Below are 17,568 nucleotides of genomic sequence, written 5' to 3'. Positions count from 1 at the left end.
TAGGCTGCGCACACTGGAGGAGGGTTGCTCCATGCTCGACGTAAACAATTTCGAGTATATGAAAATAGGTCTCGCTTCGCCGGAGAAAATCCGTTCTTGGTCGCGGGGAGAAGTCAAAAAACCGGAAACGATCAACTATCGGACGCTCAAGCCGGAGAAGGAAGGCTTGTTTTGCGAAAAAATATTCGGACCGACGAAAGACTGGGAGTGCCATTGCGGCAAGTATAAGCGCGTCCGCTACAAGGGCGTCGTCTGCGACCGATGCGGCGTCGAGGTGACGCGCGCGAAAGTGCGCCGCGAACGCATGGGCCATATCGAACTGGCCGCTCCCGTTTCGCATATTTGGTATTTCAAAGGCATCCCGAGCCGGATGGGTCTCGCGCTCGACATGTCTCCCCGTTCGCTCGAGGAGATCATTTACTTCGCATCTTATGTCGTTACCGATCCCGGCGATACGCCGCTGGAGAAAAAACAACTGCTGTCCGAGAAAGAATACCGCAGCTATCGCGAGAAGTACGGCTATGCGTTCCAGGCGAGCATGGGTGCGGAAGCGGTGAAGAAGCTGCTTCAGGACATCGACATCGACAAAGAGGTCGACGCCCTCAAGGAAGAGCTGCGCACGGCTCAAGGGCAGCGCCGCAACCGCGCGATCAAGCGGCTCGAAGTGATGGAGGCGTTCCGCAATTCCGGCAACGAGCCGGAATGGATGGTGCTCGACGTGCTGCCGGTCATTCCGCCGGAGCTGCGGCCGATGGTACAGCTCGACGGCGGACGTTTCGCGACGTCCGACCTGAACGATTTGTACCGCCGGGTCATTAACCGGAACAACCGGCTCAAACGTCTGCTCGATCTCGGAGCCCCGGACATTATCGTGCAAAACGAGAAGCGGATGCTGCAGGAAGCCGTCGACGCCTTGATCGACAACGGCCGCCGCGGCCGTCCGGTTACCGGTCCGGGCAATCGCCCGCTCAAGTCGCTCAGCCATATGCTGAAGGGCAAGCAGGGACGTTTCCGCCAAAACTTGCTCGGCAAACGCGTCGACTATTCGGGCCGTTCCGTTATCGTCGTAGGACCGAGCCTCAAAATGTACCAGTGCGGGCTGCCGAAGGAGATGGCGCTCGAGCTGTTCAAGCCGTTCGTCATGAAGGAGCTCGTCAACAAAGGGCTCGCTCACAATATTAAAAGCGCGAAGCGCAAAGTCGAACGCGTCAGCCCGGAAGTGTGGGACGTGCTGGAGGAAGTCATCAAGGAGCATCCGGTATTGCTGAACCGCGCTCCGACGCTTCACCGTCTCGGCATCCAGGCGTTCGAGCCGATTCTCGTGGAAGGACGCGCGATCAAGCTGCATCCGCTCGTCTGTACGGCGTACAATGCCGACTTCGACGGCGACCAGATGGCCGTGCACGTTCCGCTGTCGGCCGAAGCGCAGGCGGAAGCCCGCATTCTGATGCTGGCGTCCGGCAACATTCTCAACCCGAAAGACGGCAAGCCTGTCGTTACGCCGTCGCAGGACATGGTCCTCGGCAGCTTCTACCTGACGATGGACAATCCGGAGGCGCACGGCACCGGCTCGATTTTCCGCAACGTATCCGAAGCGGTGTCGGCTTATCAGCGCGGGCTGGCTTCCCTGCACGCGCGCGTGGCCATTCCGGCGAAGGTGCTGAACAAAACGAGCTTTACGCCGAGGCAGCAGGAAGCGATGCTCGTGACGACGGTCGGGAAAATCATTTTCAACGAAATTTTCCCGAGCGATTTTCCGTATATCAACGAAGCGACGAAGAGCAACTTGTTTGCCGGCATTTCCGACGAATATTTCATCTTCGACAAAGGGGCCGACGTCCGGGAGTTTATCAAAAATGTCCCGTCGCGCGGAGCTGTCGGCAAGGATTACCTCGGCACCATTATCGGGGAATGCTTCCGGCAATACCATACGACGAAAACGTCGATCATTTTGGACAAAATCAAGCAAAACGGCTTCACGTACTCGACTCGCGCCGGCATTACGGTGGCGGTTTCGGACGTTATCGTTCCGAAGGAGAAGGAGACGATCTTGGCCGAATCCGAGGAGAAGGTGCGCGTCGTCATGCAGCAGTACCGTCGCGGCCTTATTACCGACGACGAACGGTACGACCGCGTCATCTCCATCTGGAGCGAAACGAAGGAACGCATTACCGACGTGCTCATGAAATCGCTCGACAAGTTCAACTCCATCATGATGATGGTCGAGTCGAAAGCGCGCGGTAACAAATCGCAAATTACGCAGCTCGGCGGTATGCGCGGACTTATGGCGACGCCGTCCGGCCGTATTTACGAGCTGCCGATCAAATCGAATTTCCGCGAAGGCCTGACCGTCTTGGAATACTTCATTTCGACGCACGGCGCCCGTAAAGGTTTGGCCGATACGGCGCTGCGGACGGCCGACTCCGGTTACTTGACCCGCCGTCTCGTCGACGTGGCGCAGGACGTCATCGTCCGCGAAGAAGATTGCGGCACGGACAAAGGGTTCGTCGTCAGCAAAATCCAGGACGGCAAAGAGGTTATCGAAGATTTGTACGACCGCATCGAAGGCCGGTACTCGTTCGAGACGGTACGCCATCCGGAAACGGGGCAAGTTATCGTCGGCCGCAACGAGCTGATCGACTCGACGAAGGCGGACGCGATTATCGCCGCAGGCGTCGAAAAGCTGCAAATCCGTTCGGTGCTCAGCTGCCGGACGCAGCACGGGGTATGCAAAAAGTGTTACGGACGCAATTTGGCTACGGGCACTCACGTCGAAATCGGCGAAGCGGTCGGCATTATCGCCGCCCAGTCGATCGGCGAGCCGGGAACCCAGCTCACGATGCGTACGTTCCATACCGGGGGCGTCGCCGGAGACGACATCACGCAAGGTTTGCCGCGGATTCAGGAGCTGTTCGAGGCGCGCAACCCGAAAGGCCAGGCGACGATTTCCGAAATCGACGGCAAGGTGAAAGACATTCGCGAAGCGAAAGACCGCCGCGAAATCGAGATCGAGGGCGAAGCCGAGTCAAAAGTATACTCGGTCACCTACGGCTCGCGCATCCGCGTAACGGTCGGCCAGCAGGTCGAAGCCGGCGACGAGCTGACGGAAGGCTCGATCGACCCGAAAGAAATGCTGCGCATCAAGGGCATTCGCGGCGTGCAAAATTACATTTTGCAGGAAGTGCAGCGCGTTTACCGGAACCAGGGCGTTGAGATCAACGACAAGCATATCGAGATCATGATTCGCCAAATGCTGCGCAAAATCCGGATTATCGACAGCGGCAGCACGGTGCTTCTGCCGGGCTCGTTCGTCGACATGCACGAATACGAAGCGGCGAACCGCGAAGTGCTGTTTTCCGGCGAAGAGCCGGCGGTCGCGAAGCCGGTGCTGCTTGGCATCACGAAGGCGTCGCTCGAAACCGACTCGTTCCTGTCGGCCGCCTCGTTCCAGGAAACGACGCGCGTCTTGACCGACGCGGCGATCAAAGGCAAGGTCGACCAGCTGCTCGGCCTGAAGGAGAACGTCATTATCGGCAAGCTCATTCCGGCCGGTACGGGGATGTCCCGCTATCGGAACATTCGGGTGAACGATCCGAATATGACGGAACCGGAAGCCGAAGAACAGCTGGAAACGGTAGCGGTAGAATCGTAAACAGTTCAATCTTGACACCGTGCCGGGCGGGATGCTAAACTATCAAAGTATGTGCCGAAGCTCCGTTTTCACTCCTGAACTTTGGAGGATAGCGTGATGTCTTATGATAAAGTGAAACAGGCGGAAAACATTTCGATAGGCACGAAACAGACGACAAAGATGGTGGAGCTTGGCAAAGCTGCCGAAGTGTTTGTCGCGGAAGACGCAGATCCGAGAATGACAGCGAAGATCGTGAACCTCTGCAAGAAGATGGGGGTTCAGGTGACATATGTCGAGTCGATGAAGCAGCTTGGCAAAGCTTGCGGCATCGAAGTGGGGGCGGCGATGGCCGCCATCGTAAACGAATAAGCAAGAAGCTGCGGCCGGAAGTCTCGCGCTGCCGCCGCGGCTTACTCCGTGTTTTTGTCGCCTGCGAAGGCGGGCGGCAAAAACATTTCGTTTGCCTAAACGCGAACCACCTGGATCTGTGGGCTTGAATCGAAAGTGCGGTGCTTGAAGGCAATCAGGGGAAGGAGGTGGCGACATGCCAACGATCAACCAATTGGTACGCAAAGGACGCAAGGCGAAGATCACGAAGTCCAAATCGCCTGCACTGCAAAGAGGGTTTAACGCTCTGAAACGCGAACAAACCGACATCAGCGCTCCGCAAAAACGCGGCGTTTGCACGCGCGTAGGCACGATGACGCCGAAGAAACCGAACTCCGCGCTGCGGAAGTACGCTCGCGTACGCTTGACGAACCGCGTCGAGGTTACGGCTTATATTCCGGGCATCGGTCATAACCTGCAAGAGCACAGCGTCGTTTTGATTCGCGGCGGACGGGTAAAAGACCTTCCGGGTGTACGTTACCATATCGTTCGCGGCGCCCTGGACACGTCCGGCGTCAACAACCGGATGCAAGCCCGTTCCAAATACGGAACGAAACGTCCGAAAGCCAAGAAATAAGCGGAATATGCGCCGCGTCGGGAACGTCCCGGTCGCGCTTTCCGTTAATGGAAAATGGATGAAACTCGCAAGAAAGGGGGATAACTATGCCTCGTAAAGGTCCAGTACCCAAAAGAGACGTATTGCCGGATCCGATTTATAGCAGCAAGCTTGTTACCCGACTTATCAATCGCATTATGATCGACGGTAAACGCGGCGTTGCGCAAACGATTTTGTACAATGCGTTCAACTTGATCAAGGAACGTTCGGGCAAAGAGCCGATGGAAGTTTTCGAGCAGGCGATCAAAAACATCATGCCGGTTCTCGAAGTCAAAGCTCGCCGCGTCGGCGGCTCGAACTACCAAGTTCCGGTTGAGGTGAAGCCGGAGCGCCGTACCGCGCTCGGACTTCGCTGGCTCGTGCACTACTCGCGTCTTCGCGGCGAGAAAACGATGGAAGAGCGTTTGGCGGCCGAAATTATGGACGCCAGCAACAACACCGGCGCTTCCGTGAAGAAACGGGAAGATACGCACAAAATGGCCGAAGCGAACAAAGCGTTCGCGCACTATCGCTGGTAATGTGCTAGAAAGACTTCTTCGGAAGTCTTTCGGCCCAAGCCTAAGGCGTACTACATCTTGAAAGGAGAAGATCGTATGGCAAGAGAGTTCTCCTTACAAAAGACGCGCAACATCGGGATTATGGCGCATATCGATGCCGGCAAAACGACCACGACCGAACGGATTCTGTTTTATACGGGCCGTACCCACAAAATCGGCGAAGTGCACGAAGGTGCGGCGACGATGGACTGGATGGAGCAGGAGCAGGAGCGCGGAATTACGATTACGTCCGCCGCGACGACTTGCCAGTGGAAAGAACACCGGATCAACATTATCGATACGCCAGGACACGTAGACTTCACGGTTGAAGTCGAACGCTCCCTGCGCGTTCTTGACGGTGCGGTTGGCGTATTCAGCGCCAAAGAGGGCGTCGAGCCCCAATCCGAAACCGTCTGGAGACAAGCGGATCGTTACGGAGTGCCGCGGGTCGCTTACGTCAATAAGATGGATATCATCGGCGCCGATTTCCTGGGCGTTATTGACCAAATGCGCGACCGCCTGAAGGCGAACGCCGTAGCCATCCAGCTTCCGATCGGGGCCGAAGCCGATTTCAAAGGCATCATCGACCTGGTCGAGCAAGTGGCTTACATGTACAAGGACGATCTCGGCAAAGACATCGAGAAAGTCGGAATTCCGGCCGACTACCAAGACAAAGTGTCCGAGCTTCGGACCGAGCTTGTGGAAAAAGTGGCCGAGCTTGACGAAGAGCTGACGATGAAGTATTTGGAGGGAGAAGAAATCTCCGTTCCGGAAATCAAAGCGGCTCTGCGCAAAGGCGTCTGCGAAGTGAAGATTTTCCCGGTCATTTGCGGATCGTCTTACAAAAACAAAGGGGTTCAGCTGATGCTGGACGCCGTCATCGACTACTTGCCGGCTCCGGTCGACGTACCGGACATTCGCGGTACGCTCGAAGACGGAACCGAAGTCGTGCGCAAATCGAGCGATACCGAGCCGTTCTCCGCGCTCGCGTTCAAAATTGCGACCGACCCTTACGTCGGCAAGCTGACATTCTTCCGCGTCTACTCGGGCGTTCTCGTTTCCGGCTCGTACGTACTTAACGCTACGAAGGGCAAGCGCGAACGGATCGGTCGTATTCTGCAGATGCACGCCAACAGCCGTCAGGAGATCAGCGAGGTTTACTCGGGCGATATCGCGGCCGCGGTAGGTCTGAAAGATACGATTACGGGCGACACGCTTTGCGACGAGAAAAATCCGGTTATCCTGGAATCGATGAACTTTCCGGAACCGGTTATCAGCATCGCCGTCGAGCCGAAAACGAAAGCCGACCAAGACAAGATGGGCGTCGCCCTCTCCAAGCTGGCTGAGGAAGATCCGACGTTCCGTTACTACACGGACGAAGAAACGGGCCAAACGATTATCCAAGGTATGGGCGAGCTCCACTTGGAAATTATCGTCGACCGGATGCTTCGCGAGTTCAAAGTCGAAACGAACGTCGGTAAGCCGCAAGTCGCTTATCGCGAAACGTTCCGCTCCCCGGCGAAAGTCGAAGGGAAATTCGTTCGCCAATCCGGCGGCCGCGGTCAATACGGTCACGTATGGATCGAATTCGAGCCGCTCGAGCCGGGAACGGGCTTCCAGTTCGAAAACAAAATCGTCGGCGGCGTAGTGCCGAGAGAGTACATTCCTGCCGTTCAAGCCGGTATCGAAGAATCGATGAAAAACGGCGTTCTCGCCGGATACCCGCTCGTGGATTTGAAAGCTACGATCGTAGACGGATCTTACCACGATGTCGACTCCAGCGAAATGGCGTTCAAAATCGCCGGTTCGATGGCGCTTAAAGCGGCTAAGGATAAATGTAATCCGGCTCTTCTCGAGCCGATCATGAAAGTCGAAGTAACCGTTCCGGACGAGTATATGGGCGACGTCATGGGCGACCTGAACTCCCGCCGCGGCCGTATCGAAGGCATGGATTCCCGCGGTGGCGCACAGATCATCCGCTCGAAAGTACCGCTCGCCGAAATGTTCGGTTACTCCACGACGCTCCGTTCGCGGACGCAAGGACGCGGCGTGTATTCGATGGAAATTTCCCACTATGAAGAAGTGCCTAAGAGTATTGCAGAAGAAATTATTGCAAAGAACAAGGGCGCATAATCATATCTCTTATTTAAGGAGGAATTGTTGTCATGGCAAAAGCGAAATTTGAACGCAACAAGCCGCACGTTAACATCGGTACGATCGGTCACGTCGACCACGGCAAAACGACGCTGACGGCTGCAATCACTACGGTTTTGGCGAAAAAATACGGCGGTAGCGCCGTAGCGTTCGACCAAATCGACAAAGCTCCGGAAGAGCGCGAGCGCGGCATTACGATCTCGACGGCACACGTCGAGTACGAAACGCCTAACCGCCACTACGCTCACGTTGACTGCCCGGGACACGCCGACTATGTTAAAAACATGATCACCGGCGCTGCTCAAATGGACGGCGCGATCCTGGTCGTATCCGCAGCTGACGGCCCGATGCCGCAAACGCGCGAGCACATCCTGCTCTCCCGCCAAGTAGGCGTTCCTTACATCGTCGTATTCTTGAACAAATGCGACATGGTTGAAGACGAAGAATTGCTCGAGCTCGTTGAAATGGAAGTTCGCGACCTGCTGAACGAGTACGAATTCCCGGGCGACGACACGCCGATCATCCGCGGTTCCGCTCGCGAAGCTTTGCAAAATCCGGACGGCGAATGGGCGAACAAAATCGTCGAGCTGTTCGAGCAAGTCGACAACTACATCCCGACGCCTGAGCGCGACACCGACAAGCCTTTCTTGATGCCGGTCGAAGACGTGTTCACGATCACGGGTCGCGGTACGGTTGCTACGGGTCGCGTAGAGCGCGGTACGGTTAAAGTCGGCGACGAAATCGAAATCGTCGGCCTTGCCGAAGAAACTCGCAAATCGGTCGTTACCGGCGTTGAAATGTTCCGCAAATTGCTCGACTCCGCTCAAGCGGGCGACAACATCGGCGCATTGCTCCGCGGCGTTGACCGTAAAGACATCGAGCGCGGCCAAGTTTTGGCTAAGCCGGGTTCGGTTAAACCGCACACGAACTTCACCGCTCAAGTATACGTCCTGACCAAAGAAGAGGGCGGCCGTCATAAGCCTTTCTTCACCGGCTACCGTCCGCAGTTCTACTTCCGGACGACGGACGTAACGGGCATCATCAACCTGCCGGAAGGTACGGAAATGGTTATGCCGGGCGACAACATCACCGTTACGGTTGAGCTGATCTCGCCGATCGCTATCGAAGAAGGCACTCGCTTCGCTATCCGCGAAGGCGGCCGTACGGTAGGCGCAGGCGCCGTTGCTACGATCCTGAAGTAAGCTTCTATTATAATAGAAGAAACAGTCCCCGACCTCGGCGTCGGGGACTTTGCTTTTTCCACCCGCGGGACGGGAAGCAAGAAAGCTGGCCTAGAAAAATCGGCCGATATGGAAACGCAAATTAGCCTCCTCTCTATTGCTTCAAGAAGCCGGTTTTTATATAATGAAAACTTCCGTGAAAATTTCTTGCTTTCCGTCCCGATTTTTTATATAATAGTGAGCGTTGGTCTGTGACGTTGCGATGATGCGAGAGGTTGCTGACACACCCGGCCCCTTTGCCATGGCGGGGTGCCAGGATATTTTCGCGGAGTATGTCCGATACAAATTGGGCGATAGAAGGAGGGAACAGTATGGCAAAGCAAAAGATTCGTATCCGCTTGAAGGCTTACGATCACAGAGTACTCGATCAATCCGCAGAGAAAATCGTCGAAACGGCGAAACGTTCCGGGGCGGGAGTATCCGGTCCGATTCCGCTTCCGACGGAAAAGCAAATCATTACGATTTTGCGCGCGGTGCACAAGTACAAGGATTCCAGAGAGCAGTTCGAAATGCGCACTCATAAGCGTCTGATCGACATCGTGAATCCGACTCCGCAAACGGTCGATGCTTTGATGCGGCTCGATCTGCCGTCCGGTGTAGATATCGAAATCAAGCTTTAACATTAGCATTCGCAGAAGAAAAGAGGTGTCAACATGAAAGGTATCTTAGGAAAAAAGCTGGGTATGACTCAGTTGTTTGCCGCTGACGGTACGGTGACTCCCGTAACGGTCATTCAAGCGGGTCCTTGCGTCGTACTGCAAAAGAAAGACCAAGACAACGACGGTTACGAAGCGATCCAAATCGGCTTCGACGACGCGAAAGAAAAGAACGCCACGAAACCGGCGCTTGGTCATGTGAAGAAAGCGGGTACCGCACCTAAGCGCTACATTAAGGAGATTCGCGGCGTGAACCTGGGCGAGTACGAAGTTGGCCAGGAGCTGAAAGCCGATCTCTTCGCCGAAGGCGAATATGTTGACGTGACGGGTACTTCCAAAGGTAAAGGTACGGCCGGCGCGATCAAACGTTGGGGCTTCTCCCGCGGACCGATGGCTCACGGCTCGAAATATCATCGCGGCGCTGGTTCCCAAGCGATCGCCCGTACGAGTAACAAAGTGCCGAAAGGCAAAAAGAACGCGGGCCGCATGGGTAACGAAACGATCACGATTCAAAAATTGCAAGTCATTAAAGTCGATGCTGAACGCAATGTCATTCTCGTGAAAGGCTCCGTACCGGGACCTAGAAACAGCTATGTCAGCGTAAGATCGACGATCAAGCAATAAGATAGCCGGAAAGGAGGAACACACATGCCAAAAGTAGCACTCTTTAACGTAAGCGGAGCGCAAGTAGGCGAAGTCGAGCTGGCGGAATCCGTATTCGGGATCGAACCGAACAAATACGTCGTTCATTCCGCGGTCGTACTGCAGCAAGCCTCGCAGCGTCTCGGCACGCATAAAACGAAAGGTCGTTCTGAAGTTCGCGGCGGCGGCCGCAAACCTTGGAAGCAAAAAGGAACCGGTCGCGCCCGTCAAGGCAGCATTCGCTCTCCGCAATGGAAGGGCGGCGGCGTCGTATTTGGACCGACTCCTCGCAGCTATGGCTTCAAGCTGCCGAAAAAAGTTCGTCGTCTTGCGATCAAATCCGTGCTTTCGTCGAAAGTGATCGACAGCGAAATCATCGTATTGGATCAACTGTCTTTGGCCGCGCCGAAGACGAAAGAGTTTGCCGCGATCCTGAACAACCTGAAAGTGGAACGGAAAGCTTTGGTTGTCACCGGCAGCTACGACGACAATGTGGCATTGTCCACGCGGAACATCCCGGGCGTGAAATTCGTTTCCGCCGAAGGAATCAACGTGCTTGACGTGCTTGCTCACGACAAATTGATTATGACGAAGGATGCAGTTCAGAAAGTAGAGGAGGTGCTTGCGTAATGAAGAACCCACGCGATATTATCAAGCGCCCGATTATTTCTGAGAAGTCCAGCGATTTGATGGCGGCGAACACGTACGTGTTCGAAGTCGACAAGCGCGCGAACAAAACGGAAATCAAATTGGCGGTGCAAGACATTTTCAAAGTCAAGGTCGAGAAAGTAAATACGTTGATCGTTCCGGCCAAACCGAAGCGTTACGGCCGTTACTCCGGTTATACGAGCGAGTGGAAAAAAGCGATCGTCTCGCTTAGCAAAGACAGCAAGCCGTTGGAATTTTTCGAGACGGTTTAAGTAAATAGAGGCAAGGAGGGAAAACAGCGTGCCTATCAAATCGTTTAAGCCGACATCGCCGTCCAAACGGCAAATGACGGTTTCTACATTCGAAGAGATTACGGCCTCCCAGCCGGAGAAGTCCTTGCTTGCTCCGCTTAAAGGGAAAGCCGGTCGTAACAATCAAGGCAAAATTACCGTTCGTCACCAAGGCGGCGGACATAAACGCAAATATCGGATCATCGACTTCAAGCGCAACAAGGACGGAATACCAGGACGCGTTGCTACTATCGAATACGATCCGAACCGTACGGCGAACATCGCGCTGATCAACTATGCGGACGGAGAAAAGCGGTACATCCTCGCGCCGAAAGGGCTGAAGGTCGGCGATACGGTATTTTCCGGTCCGGATGCGGATATCAAAATCGGCAACGCTCTTCCGCTCGAGAACATCCCGGTCGGTTCCGTCATCCACAATATCGAGCTGAAGCCGGGCAAAGGCGGCCAATTGGTACGCGCTGCAGGCGCAGGCGCACAGCTGCTCGGTAAGGAAGGCGAGTACGTTTCGATCCGGTTGTCTTCCGGCGAAATGCGCCGCATTTTGAAAGTATGCCGCGCTACGATCGGTACCGTGGGCAACGAAGACCACGAGCTGATCAACATCGGTAAAGCGGGACGCAGCCGCTGGCTCGGCAAACGCCCGACCGTTCGCGGTGTCGTCATGAACCCGGTCGATCACCCTCACGGCGGTGGCGAAGGCCGCGCTCCGATCGGACGCAAATCGCCGATGTCGCCATGGGGCAAACCGACGCTCGGATACAAAACGCGCAAGAAGAAAAAAGCGTCCAACAAGTACATTATCCGTCGCCGCACGAAGTAAGGACGGACGTCTCGTTTTGGATGAAAGGAGGATTCGGAAATGGGCCGCAGTTTGAAAAAAGGACCTTTTGTGGACGATTACTTGCTGAAAAAAGTAGAGGCCGTCGGACAAAAGAAAACGGTCATCAAAACTTGGTCGCGCCGCTCGACCATTTTCCCGCAATTCATCGGACATACGTTCGCCGTATATGACGGCAGAAAGCACGTACCGGTTTATGTAACGGAAGATATGGTCGGACATAAGCTCGGCGAATTCGCGCCGACTCGTACGTACAAAGGGCATGACGACGACAAGAAAACCGGTAAACGGTAATTGACGAATATACCGTATGTTTGAGAGGAGGTACTTCCATGCAAGCAAAGGCACATGCGAACCACATTCGCATCGCTCCTCGTAAAGTGCGACTCGTGATCGACTTGATTCGGGGCAAGAAAGTGGGCGACGCCGTCGCGATTTTGCGCAACACGCCGCGTTCCGCTTCTCCGGTCGTGGAAAAATTGCTCAACTCGGCGATTGCGAACGCCGAGCACAACTTTTCGCTCGACCCTAACAAATTGGTTGTTTCGGAAGCTTACGTGAACCAAGGTCCGACGCTGAAACGGATTCGTCCGCGTTCGCAAGGACGGGCGTTCAAAATTTTGAAACGGACCAGCCACATCACGCTCGTGGTATCTGAAAAATAAGGAGGGATAAAGTGTGGGTCAAAAGGTAAGCCCGGTTGGACTTAGAATTGGTGTTATCCGCGATTGGGAATCCAAATGGTATGCCGACAAAGAATTCGGCACGCTGCTGATGGAAGACGTCAAAATTCGCGAATATTTGAAAAACAAGCTGAAAGACTCGGCTGTTTCGCATATCGATATCGAACGTGCGGCTAACCGCGTCAACGTCACGATTCATACGGCCAAGCCCGGTATGGTCATCGGCAAAGGCGGCGCGGAAGTCGAAGTGATCCGCAATCACATCTCTGCCATGTCCGGCAAAAAGGTTCATATCAACATTGCCGAAATCAAAAATCCGGAGCTCGACGCGATTTTAGTCGCCGAAAGCATCGCTCAACAGCTGGAACGCCGCATTTCGTTCCGCCGCGCGATGAAGCAAGCGATTCAACGGACGATGAGAGCGGGGGCGAAAGGGATCAAAACCGGCGTAAGCGGTCGTCTCGGCGGCGCGGAAATCGCGCGGAGCGAAAGCTACAGCGAAGGTACGGTGCCTCTTCATACGCTTCGGGCGGATATCGACTACGGTACGGCGGAAGCACATACGACTTACGGACGGATCGGCGTTAAAGTCTGGATCTATCGCGGCGAAGTTCTTCCGGCAGCGAAGAAAAAGGATGTTCAGGAAGGAGGAAACTGATCATGTTGTTGCCTAAACGCGTCAAACACCGCAAAGAACAACGCGGCAAGATGAAAGGCCGCGCCAAAGGCGGCACGGACATCGCGTTCGGCGAATACGGCTTGCAGGCGCTCGAGCCGGCATGGGTAACGAACCGCCAAATCGAGGCAGCGCGTATCGCCATGACCCGTTACATCAAGCGGGGCGGTAAAGTATGGATTAAAATTTTCCCTTCCAAGCCGATTACGCAAAAGCCGCTTGAGGTTCGGATGGGTAGCGGTAAAGGTAACGTCGAGAAATGGGTAGCCGTTGTAAAGCCGGGTAAAATTTTGTTCGAACTGGCCGGGGTGAGCGAAGAAATCGCGCGTGAAGCGATGCGTCTTGCTTCCCACAAGCTCCCGATCAAGACGAAATTTGTGAAACGAGAAGAAGTGGGTGGTGAAGCAAATGAAAGCCAGTGAATTTCGCAACCTGACCACTGCTGAAATCGAGCAAAAGATTTCCGGATTTAAGGAAGAGTTGTTCAACCTCCGTTTTCAATTGGCGACGGGCCAACTGGACAATCCGATTCGACTTCGTGAGCTTCGCAAGGAGATTGCCCGCGCGAAGACGGTAATTCGTGAACGAGAACTCGGGATTAGCTGAAACATTTAGAGAGGAGGGCAATCGATGGAACAACAACGCAACGAACGCAAAGTGCAGATCGGCAAAGTCGTGAGCGACAAGATGGACAAAACGATCGTTGTCGCCGTTGAGACTTACAAGAAGCACAGCTTGTACCACAAGCGGATCAAATATACGAAAAAATTCAAGGCGCACGACGAAAACAACGAAGCGAAAATCGGCGATACGGTTAAAATCATGGAGACTCGCCCGCTGTCGAAAGACAAACGGTTCCGTCTCGTGGAAGTCGTCGAGAAAGCGATTCTTGTATAAATCGGACGCAGCATACACATTTGAAAGGAGGGCACTCCGATGATCCAACCATTTACACGACTGAATTCCGCCGACAATTCCGGCGCCAAGCAGCTGATGTGCATTCGCGTTCTTGGCGGTACGGGCCGTCGCGTAGGAGCAATCGGCGATCTGATCATCTGCTCCGTGAAAGAAGCAACACCAGGCGGCGTTGTCAAGAAAGGCGACGTAGTCAAAGCGGTTATCGTACGCACGAAACGGTCTACCCGTCGTAAAGACGGTTCCTATATCCGATTCGACGAAAATGCGGCCGTTATCGTCAAAGACGACAAGAGCCCGCGCGGAACCCGTATTTTCGGCCCGGTCGCTCGCGAGCTTCGCGACAAAGACTTTATGAAGATCGTCTCCCTGGCACCGGAAGTCATCTGATCGGACCGGCCAGTTCAGCTAATTGGGATCCCCGGACGGCGCCGGATCGAATGGCGTTTGATGCAGCGCTCCAAGGTCGGGGGCAAGTATTGGAGGTGTAACGAACATGCCGAAAGCGAAAAAACAGCTTGAGTCGCACAACAACAAGCTTCATGTGAAAAAAGAAGATACGGTAATCGTCATTACCGGCAAAGATAAAGGCAAAAAAGGCCGCGTCATCGCCGCTTATCCTCGCGAAAACCGCGTTCTCGTCGAAGGCGTGAACATGGTGAAGAAGCATCAGAAGCCGAACCAGCAAAACCCGCAGGGCGGAATTTTGAACCAGGAAGCGCCGATTCACGCGTCCAACGTCATGCTGCTCGATCCGAAAAGCGGTCAACCGACCCGCGTCGGCTACAAAGTGCTGGAGAACGGCAAAAAAGTGCGCGTAGCGAAAAAATCGGGCGAAGTGATCGACTAATTAACCCGTTAGGAAAGGAGGTCCATTCTGAATGGCAACTAGAATGAAAGATCGTTTCTTGAACGAAGTGACTCCTGCTCTCATGCAGAAGTTTAACTATACGACCGTGATGCAAGTTCCGAAAATCGAGAAAGTCGTCATCAACATGGGCGTCGGCGACGCGGTAGGCAACTCGAAAGTGATCGACACGGCCGTGGGCGACTTGCAAATTATCGCAGGTCAAAAGCCTGTCGTCACCCGGGCGAAAAAATCGATCGCAGGCTTCAAGCTGCGCGAGAACATGCCGATCGGGGTCAAAGTAACGCTTCGCGGCGACCGGATGTACTACTTCCTCGACAAGCTGTTCAACATCGCGCTTCCGCGCGTACGGGACTTCCGCGGCGTGTCGAAGAAAGCTTTCGACGGACGCGGCAACTACACGCTCGGGATCAAGGAACAGCTCATTTTTCCGGAAATCGAGTATGACAAAGTAGAGAAAGTACGCGGTATGGACATCGTTATCGTCACGACTGCCAAAACGGACGAAGAATCTCGCGAGCTGCTCGAACAACTCGGGATGCCGTTCGTGAAATAAGATCGGAAATCTACAGTTCGGAGGTGTAACAGTGGCAAAAACTTCGATGATCATTAAGCAGCAACGCAAGCCGAAATTCAAAGTGCAAGCTTATACGCGCTGCGAACGCTGCGGTCGTCCGCATTCCGTGTTGCGCAAGTTCAAAATTTGCCGTATCTGTTTCCGTGAATTGGCTTATAAAGGTCAAATTCCTGGCGTCAAGAAAGCAAGCTGGTAAACAACCCGTCTTTTAGGAAGGAGGTTTGCAACTAATGGTTATGTCAGATCCAATTGCAGATATGCTTACGCGCATTCGCAATGCAAACGTCGTGCGTCATGAAACGGTAGAAGTTCCCGCTTCGAAAATCAAAAGAGAAATCGCCGAGATTTTGAAGAAAGAGGGCTTTATCCGCGACGCTGAATATATCGAAGACAGCAAGCAAGGGATCATCCGTATGTTTCTGAAATACGGCCCGAATCAAGAACGCGTCATCACCGGCCTGAAACGCATCAGCAAACCGGGGCTGCGCGTATACGCGAAAAGCCAGGAAGTGCCGAAAGTGCTCGGCGGTCTCGGAATCGCCATCCTGTCCACTTCCAAGGGCGTAATGAGCGACAAAGAAGCTCGCCAGGCGAAATCCGGCGGCGAAGTGATTTGCTACGTATGGTAATCTACATCGCGTAAGAAGGAGGTGCAACGATGTCTCGTATTGGTCGTAAACCCATCGCCATCCCGGCTGGGGTAAATGTTTCTCTGGATAACACGGTTATCACGGTCAAAGGTCCGAAAGGAACGCTGAGCCGCGAACTCCATAAAGATATGAAAGTCGTCGTAGGAGACGGCGTTATCAACGTCGAACGTCCTTCCGACAACAAACTGCACCGGTCCCTTCACGGTACGACCCGCAGCGTCATCAACAACATGGTGAGCGGCGTAACGGAAGGCTACTCGAAAGCGCTCGACCTCGTAGGCGTCGGTTACCGCGCCAACAAAGCGGGCAACAAGCTCGTATTGAACGTCGGCTACTCCCATCCGGTCGAGATCGTTCCGGAAAACGGCATCGAATTCGACGTTCCGTCGAACACGAAAATTATCGTAAAAGGCATCGACAAGGAGCTTGTCGGCGCAACGGCGGCGAAAGTACGTTCCGTTCGCGAGCCGGAGCCGTACAAAGGCAAAGGCATCAAGTACGAAAACGAACGCATTCTTCGCAAGGAAGGCAAAGCCGGCAAGAAGAAGTAAGCCATTCGGCTTCCGGCCGCCCGATCCGGCTAGGATCGCTTAATCGACTAAGAGGCGCATCTTAAGGCTTCTTGGCAGAAAGGAAGGAGTGAACACCCGATGATTACGAAAGCCGACAAGAACAAGGCCCGCCAGAAAAGACATCTGCGCGTGCGCAAAAAGATCAAGGGCACGCACGATCGTCCGCGTTTGAATATTTTCCGTTCCTCCAAGCACATGTACGCACAGCTCATCGACGATGTGAACGGCGTAACGCTCGCTTCCGCATCGACGCAGGATAAAGAACTGAAAGAACAAATCGAGAACGGCGGCAACATCGACGCGGCTCAAAAGGTCGGCGCCCTCGTCGCGAAACGCGCGAAAGAGAAAGGCATCGACAAAGTGGTTTTCGACCGCGGCGGTTATTTGTACCACGGACGCGTTCAAGCGCTCGCTGACGCAGCCCGCGAAGCAGGGCTCGAGTTCTAATCGAAGGAGGTAAACGACTTGCGTGTAGATCCCAATACATTGGATTTGAAGGAAAAGCTGGTTAACCTGAACCGCGTTGCGAAAGTAGTAAAGGGCGGACGCCGTTTCAGCTTTAGCGCACTTGTCGTCGTAGGCGACGGCAACGGTTGGGTAGGCGCCGGCATCGGCAAAGCGGCGGAAGTGCCGGACGCGATCCGCAAAGGCATCGAAGACGCGAAGAAAAACTTGATCCACGTACCGATCGTAGGCACCACGATTCCGCATCAAGTAATCGGTCAATTCGGAGCCGGCCGGGTATTGCTCAAGCCTGCTTCGAAAGGTACGGGAGTTATTGCCGGCGGCCCGGTTCGCGCTGTTTTGGAACTGGCCGGCGTCGGCGACATTTTGACGAAATCGCTCGGATCTTCCAATTCCATCAACATGGTGAATGCGACTTTGGAAGGTTTGCAACGTTTGAAGCGGGCTGAGGAAGTAGCTAAGCTTCGCGGCAAAACGGTTGAAGAGCTTCTCGGTTAAGGAG

At 54.4% G+C, this 17,568-nt stretch carries 25 protein-coding genes; all 25 read left to right on the top strand.

Translation table 11 applies throughout. From position 1 onward, the window contains the following. Nucleotides 1-31: 31 nt before the first annotated feature. The 25 genes from rpoC to rpsE all read left to right on the top strand — a co-directional run bounded on the left by rpoC (nt 32) and on the right by rpsE (nt 17,564). A complete protein-coding gene (gene rpoC / locus PV407_RS09360; protein WP_332089653.1) occupies nt 32-3,652 on the top strand; it encodes a DNA-directed RNA polymerase subunit beta' in 3,621 nt (1,206 codons plus the stop codon). A 96-nt stretch (nt 3,653-3,748) separates the two neighbouring features. Then, the gene (locus PV407_RS09355) at nt 3,749-4,000 is read left to right on the top strand and encodes a 50S ribosomal protein L7ae-like protein (RefSeq protein ID WP_332089652.1); all 252 of its coding nucleotides are present in this window, start codon (nt 3,749-3,751) and stop codon (nt 3,998-4,000) included. Between the two features lie 175 nt (nt 4,001-4,175). Next, nucleotides 4,176-4,595: a 30S ribosomal protein S12 gene (gene rpsL / locus PV407_RS09350; protein WP_332089651.1), complete on the top strand. Its 420-nt coding sequence runs from the start codon at nt 4,176-4,178 to the stop codon at nt 4,593-4,595. Nucleotides 4,596-4,681: 86 nt separating this feature from the next. Beyond that, the gene (gene rpsG, locus PV407_RS09345; RefSeq protein ID WP_332089650.1) at nt 4,682-5,152 is read left to right on the top strand and encodes a 30S ribosomal protein S7; all 471 of its coding nucleotides are present in this window, start codon (nt 4,682-4,684) and stop codon (nt 5,150-5,152) included. Nucleotides 5,153-5,227: 75 nt separating this feature from the next. After that, complete coding sequence (gene fusA, locus PV407_RS09340; protein WP_332089649.1) at nt 5,228-7,303, top strand: elongation factor G; 2,076 nt, start codon at nt 5,228-5,230, stop codon at nt 7,301-7,303. 32 nt (nt 7,304-7,335) lie between these two features. After that, nucleotides 7,336-8,526 carry an elongation factor Tu gene (tuf, locus tag PV407_RS09335; protein ID WP_332089647.1) on the top strand — a complete coding sequence of 397 codons (1,191 nt, stop codon included), beginning with the start codon at nt 7,336-7,338 and terminating at the stop codon, nt 8,524-8,526. A gap of 350 nt (nt 8,527-8,876) precedes the next feature. Then, complete coding sequence (gene rpsJ, locus PV407_RS09330; RefSeq protein ID WP_006212922.1) at nt 8,877-9,185, top strand: 30S ribosomal protein S10; 309 nt, start codon at nt 8,877-8,879, stop codon at nt 9,183-9,185. Between the two features lie 33 nt (nt 9,186-9,218). Continuing rightward, entirely contained in the window at nt 9,219-9,845 is a 627-nt protein-coding gene (rplC, locus tag PV407_RS09325) for a 50S ribosomal protein L3 (RefSeq protein WP_332089645.1), read from the top strand. Nucleotides 9,846-9,869: 24 nt separating this feature from the next. Continuing rightward, nucleotides 9,870-10,493: a 50S ribosomal protein L4 gene (gene rplD / locus PV407_RS09320; protein ID WP_332089644.1), complete on the top strand. Its 624-nt coding sequence runs from the start codon at nt 9,870-9,872 to the stop codon at nt 10,491-10,493. Beyond that, nucleotides 10,493-10,783, top strand: coding sequence for a 50S ribosomal protein L23 (gene rplW / locus PV407_RS09315; RefSeq protein WP_332089643.1), 291 nt, complete (start codon nt 10,493-10,495; stop codon nt 10,781-10,783). Before rplD ends, rplW begins: the two co-directional genes overlap by 1 nt. 28 nt (nt 10,784-10,811) lie before the next feature. Continuing rightward, nucleotides 10,812-11,642, top strand: coding sequence for a 50S ribosomal protein L2 (gene rplB, locus PV407_RS09310; RefSeq protein ID WP_332089642.1), 831 nt, complete (start codon nt 10,812-10,814; stop codon nt 11,640-11,642). Between the two features lie 39 nt (nt 11,643-11,681). Beyond that, nucleotides 11,682-11,954, top strand: coding sequence for a 30S ribosomal protein S19 (gene rpsS / locus PV407_RS09305; RefSeq protein ID WP_332089641.1), 273 nt, complete (start codon nt 11,682-11,684; stop codon nt 11,952-11,954). Nucleotides 11,955-11,992: 38 nt separating this feature from the next. Then, nucleotides 11,993-12,325, top strand: a complete 333-nt coding sequence (gene rplV / locus PV407_RS09300) for a 50S ribosomal protein L22 (RefSeq protein WP_332089640.1) — start codon at nt 11,993-11,995, stop codon at nt 12,323-12,325. Between the two features lie 13 nt (nt 12,326-12,338). After that, nucleotides 12,339-13,001, top strand: a complete 663-nt coding sequence (gene rpsC / locus PV407_RS09295; RefSeq protein WP_332089639.1) for a 30S ribosomal protein S3 — start codon at nt 12,339-12,341, stop codon at nt 12,999-13,001. 2 nt (nt 13,002-13,003) lie between these two features. Further along, nucleotides 13,004-13,441: a 50S ribosomal protein L16 gene (gene rplP, locus PV407_RS09290; protein ID WP_139606333.1), complete on the top strand. Its 438-nt coding sequence runs from the start codon at nt 13,004-13,006 to the stop codon at nt 13,439-13,441. Then, a complete protein-coding gene (gene rpmC / locus PV407_RS09285) occupies nt 13,428-13,625 on the top strand; it encodes a 50S ribosomal protein L29 (protein ID WP_139606334.1) in 198 nt (65 codons plus the stop codon). Before rplP ends, rpmC begins: the two co-directional genes overlap by 14 nt. A gap of 24 nt (nt 13,626-13,649) precedes the next feature. Then, complete coding sequence (gene rpsQ / locus PV407_RS09280) at nt 13,650-13,916, top strand: 30S ribosomal protein S17 (RefSeq protein WP_332089638.1); 267 nt, start codon at nt 13,650-13,652, stop codon at nt 13,914-13,916. Between the two features lie 39 nt (nt 13,917-13,955). Next, the gene (gene rplN / locus PV407_RS09275) at nt 13,956-14,324 is read left to right on the top strand and encodes a 50S ribosomal protein L14 (RefSeq protein ID WP_332089637.1); all 369 of its coding nucleotides are present in this window, start codon (nt 13,956-13,958) and stop codon (nt 14,322-14,324) included. A gap of 106 nt (nt 14,325-14,430) precedes the next feature. Beyond that, on the top strand, nt 14,431-14,784 hold the full coding sequence (gene rplX, locus PV407_RS09270; RefSeq protein ID WP_332089636.1) for a 50S ribosomal protein L24: 354 nt from the start codon (nt 14,431-14,433) through the stop codon (nt 14,782-14,784). 31 nt (nt 14,785-14,815) lie between these two features. Next, nucleotides 14,816-15,358, top strand: a complete 543-nt coding sequence (rplE, locus tag PV407_RS09265) for a 50S ribosomal protein L5 (protein WP_332089635.1) — start codon at nt 14,816-14,818, stop codon at nt 15,356-15,358. A gap of 31 nt (nt 15,359-15,389) precedes the next feature. Then, nucleotides 15,390-15,575, top strand: coding sequence for a type Z 30S ribosomal protein S14 (locus PV407_RS09260; RefSeq protein WP_120751514.1), 186 nt, complete (start codon nt 15,390-15,392; stop codon nt 15,573-15,575). 34 nt (nt 15,576-15,609) lie between these two features. Further along, complete coding sequence (gene rpsH / locus PV407_RS09255; protein ID WP_332089634.1) at nt 15,610-16,008, top strand: 30S ribosomal protein S8; 399 nt, start codon at nt 15,610-15,612, stop codon at nt 16,006-16,008. A gap of 29 nt (nt 16,009-16,037) precedes the next feature. Next, nucleotides 16,038-16,580: a 50S ribosomal protein L6 gene (gene rplF, locus PV407_RS09250; protein WP_332089633.1), complete on the top strand. Its 543-nt coding sequence runs from the start codon at nt 16,038-16,040 to the stop codon at nt 16,578-16,580. Nucleotides 16,581-16,679: 99 nt separating this feature from the next. Then, the gene (gene rplR, locus PV407_RS09245) at nt 16,680-17,048 is read left to right on the top strand and encodes a 50S ribosomal protein L18 (protein ID WP_332089632.1); all 369 of its coding nucleotides are present in this window, start codon (nt 16,680-16,682) and stop codon (nt 17,046-17,048) included. A gap of 18 nt (nt 17,049-17,066) precedes the next feature. Further along, on the top strand, nt 17,067-17,564 hold the full coding sequence (gene rpsE, locus PV407_RS09240) for a 30S ribosomal protein S5 (protein WP_332089631.1): 498 nt from the start codon (nt 17,067-17,069) through the stop codon (nt 17,562-17,564). Nucleotides 17,565-17,568: the final 4 nt, after the last annotated feature.

This window comes from Paenibacillus sp. GYB003 (assembly GCF_036577625.1).
Lineage (GTDB): Bacteria > Bacillota > Bacilli > Paenibacillales > NBRC-103111 > Paenibacillus_AB.
This window is presented reverse-complemented; position numbering and strand designations above follow the sequence as displayed.

Excerpts from the sequence above, each read along its gene's own strand:
- rpoC (WP_332089653.1), top strand. The coding sequence starts at position 32 with ATGCTCGACGTAAACAATTTCGAGTATATGAAAATAGGTCTCGCTTCG.
- PV407_RS09355 (WP_332089652.1), top strand. The coding sequence starts at position 3,749 with ATGTCTTATGATAAAGTGAAACAGGCGGAAAACATTTCGATAGGCACG.
- rpsL (WP_332089651.1), top strand. The coding sequence starts at position 4,176 with ATGCCAACGATCAACCAATTGGTACGCAAAGGACGCAAGGCGAAGATC.
- rpsG (WP_332089650.1), top strand. The coding sequence starts at position 4,682 with ATGCCTCGTAAAGGTCCAGTACCCAAAAGAGACGTATTGCCGGATCCG.
- fusA (WP_332089649.1), top strand. The coding sequence starts at position 5,228 with ATGGCAAGAGAGTTCTCCTTACAAAAGACGCGCAACATCGGGATTATG.
- tuf (WP_332089647.1), top strand. The coding sequence starts at position 7,336 with ATGGCAAAAGCGAAATTTGAACGCAACAAGCCGCACGTTAACATCGGT.
- rpsJ (WP_006212922.1), top strand. The coding sequence starts at position 8,877 with ATGGCAAAGCAAAAGATTCGTATCCGCTTGAAGGCTTACGATCACAGA.
- rplC (WP_332089645.1), top strand. The coding sequence starts at position 9,219 with ATGAAAGGTATCTTAGGAAAAAAGCTGGGTATGACTCAGTTGTTTGCC.
- rplD (WP_332089644.1), top strand. The coding sequence starts at position 9,870 with ATGCCAAAAGTAGCACTCTTTAACGTAAGCGGAGCGCAAGTAGGCGAA.
- rplW (WP_332089643.1), top strand. The coding sequence starts at position 10,493 with ATGAAGAACCCACGCGATATTATCAAGCGCCCGATTATTTCTGAGAAG.
- rpsS (WP_332089641.1), top strand. The coding sequence starts at position 11,682 with ATGGGCCGCAGTTTGAAAAAAGGACCTTTTGTGGACGATTACTTGCTG.
- rplV (WP_332089640.1), top strand. The coding sequence starts at position 11,993 with ATGCAAGCAAAGGCACATGCGAACCACATTCGCATCGCTCCTCGTAAA.
- rplP (WP_139606333.1), top strand. The coding sequence starts at position 13,004 with ATGTTGTTGCCTAAACGCGTCAAACACCGCAAAGAACAACGCGGCAAG.
- rpmC (WP_139606334.1), top strand. The coding sequence starts at position 13,428 with ATGAAAGCCAGTGAATTTCGCAACCTGACCACTGCTGAAATCGAGCAA.
- rpsQ (WP_332089638.1), top strand. The coding sequence starts at position 13,650 with ATGGAACAACAACGCAACGAACGCAAAGTGCAGATCGGCAAAGTCGTG.
- rplN (WP_332089637.1), top strand. The coding sequence starts at position 13,956 with ATGATCCAACCATTTACACGACTGAATTCCGCCGACAATTCCGGCGCC.
- rplX (WP_332089636.1), top strand. The coding sequence starts at position 14,431 with ATGCCGAAAGCGAAAAAACAGCTTGAGTCGCACAACAACAAGCTTCAT.
- rplE (WP_332089635.1), top strand. The coding sequence starts at position 14,816 with ATGGCAACTAGAATGAAAGATCGTTTCTTGAACGAAGTGACTCCTGCT.
- rpsH (WP_332089634.1), top strand. The coding sequence starts at position 15,610 with ATGGTTATGTCAGATCCAATTGCAGATATGCTTACGCGCATTCGCAAT.
- rplF (WP_332089633.1), top strand. The coding sequence starts at position 16,038 with ATGTCTCGTATTGGTCGTAAACCCATCGCCATCCCGGCTGGGGTAAAT.
- rplR (WP_332089632.1), top strand. The coding sequence starts at position 16,680 with ATGATTACGAAAGCCGACAAGAACAAGGCCCGCCAGAAAAGACATCTG.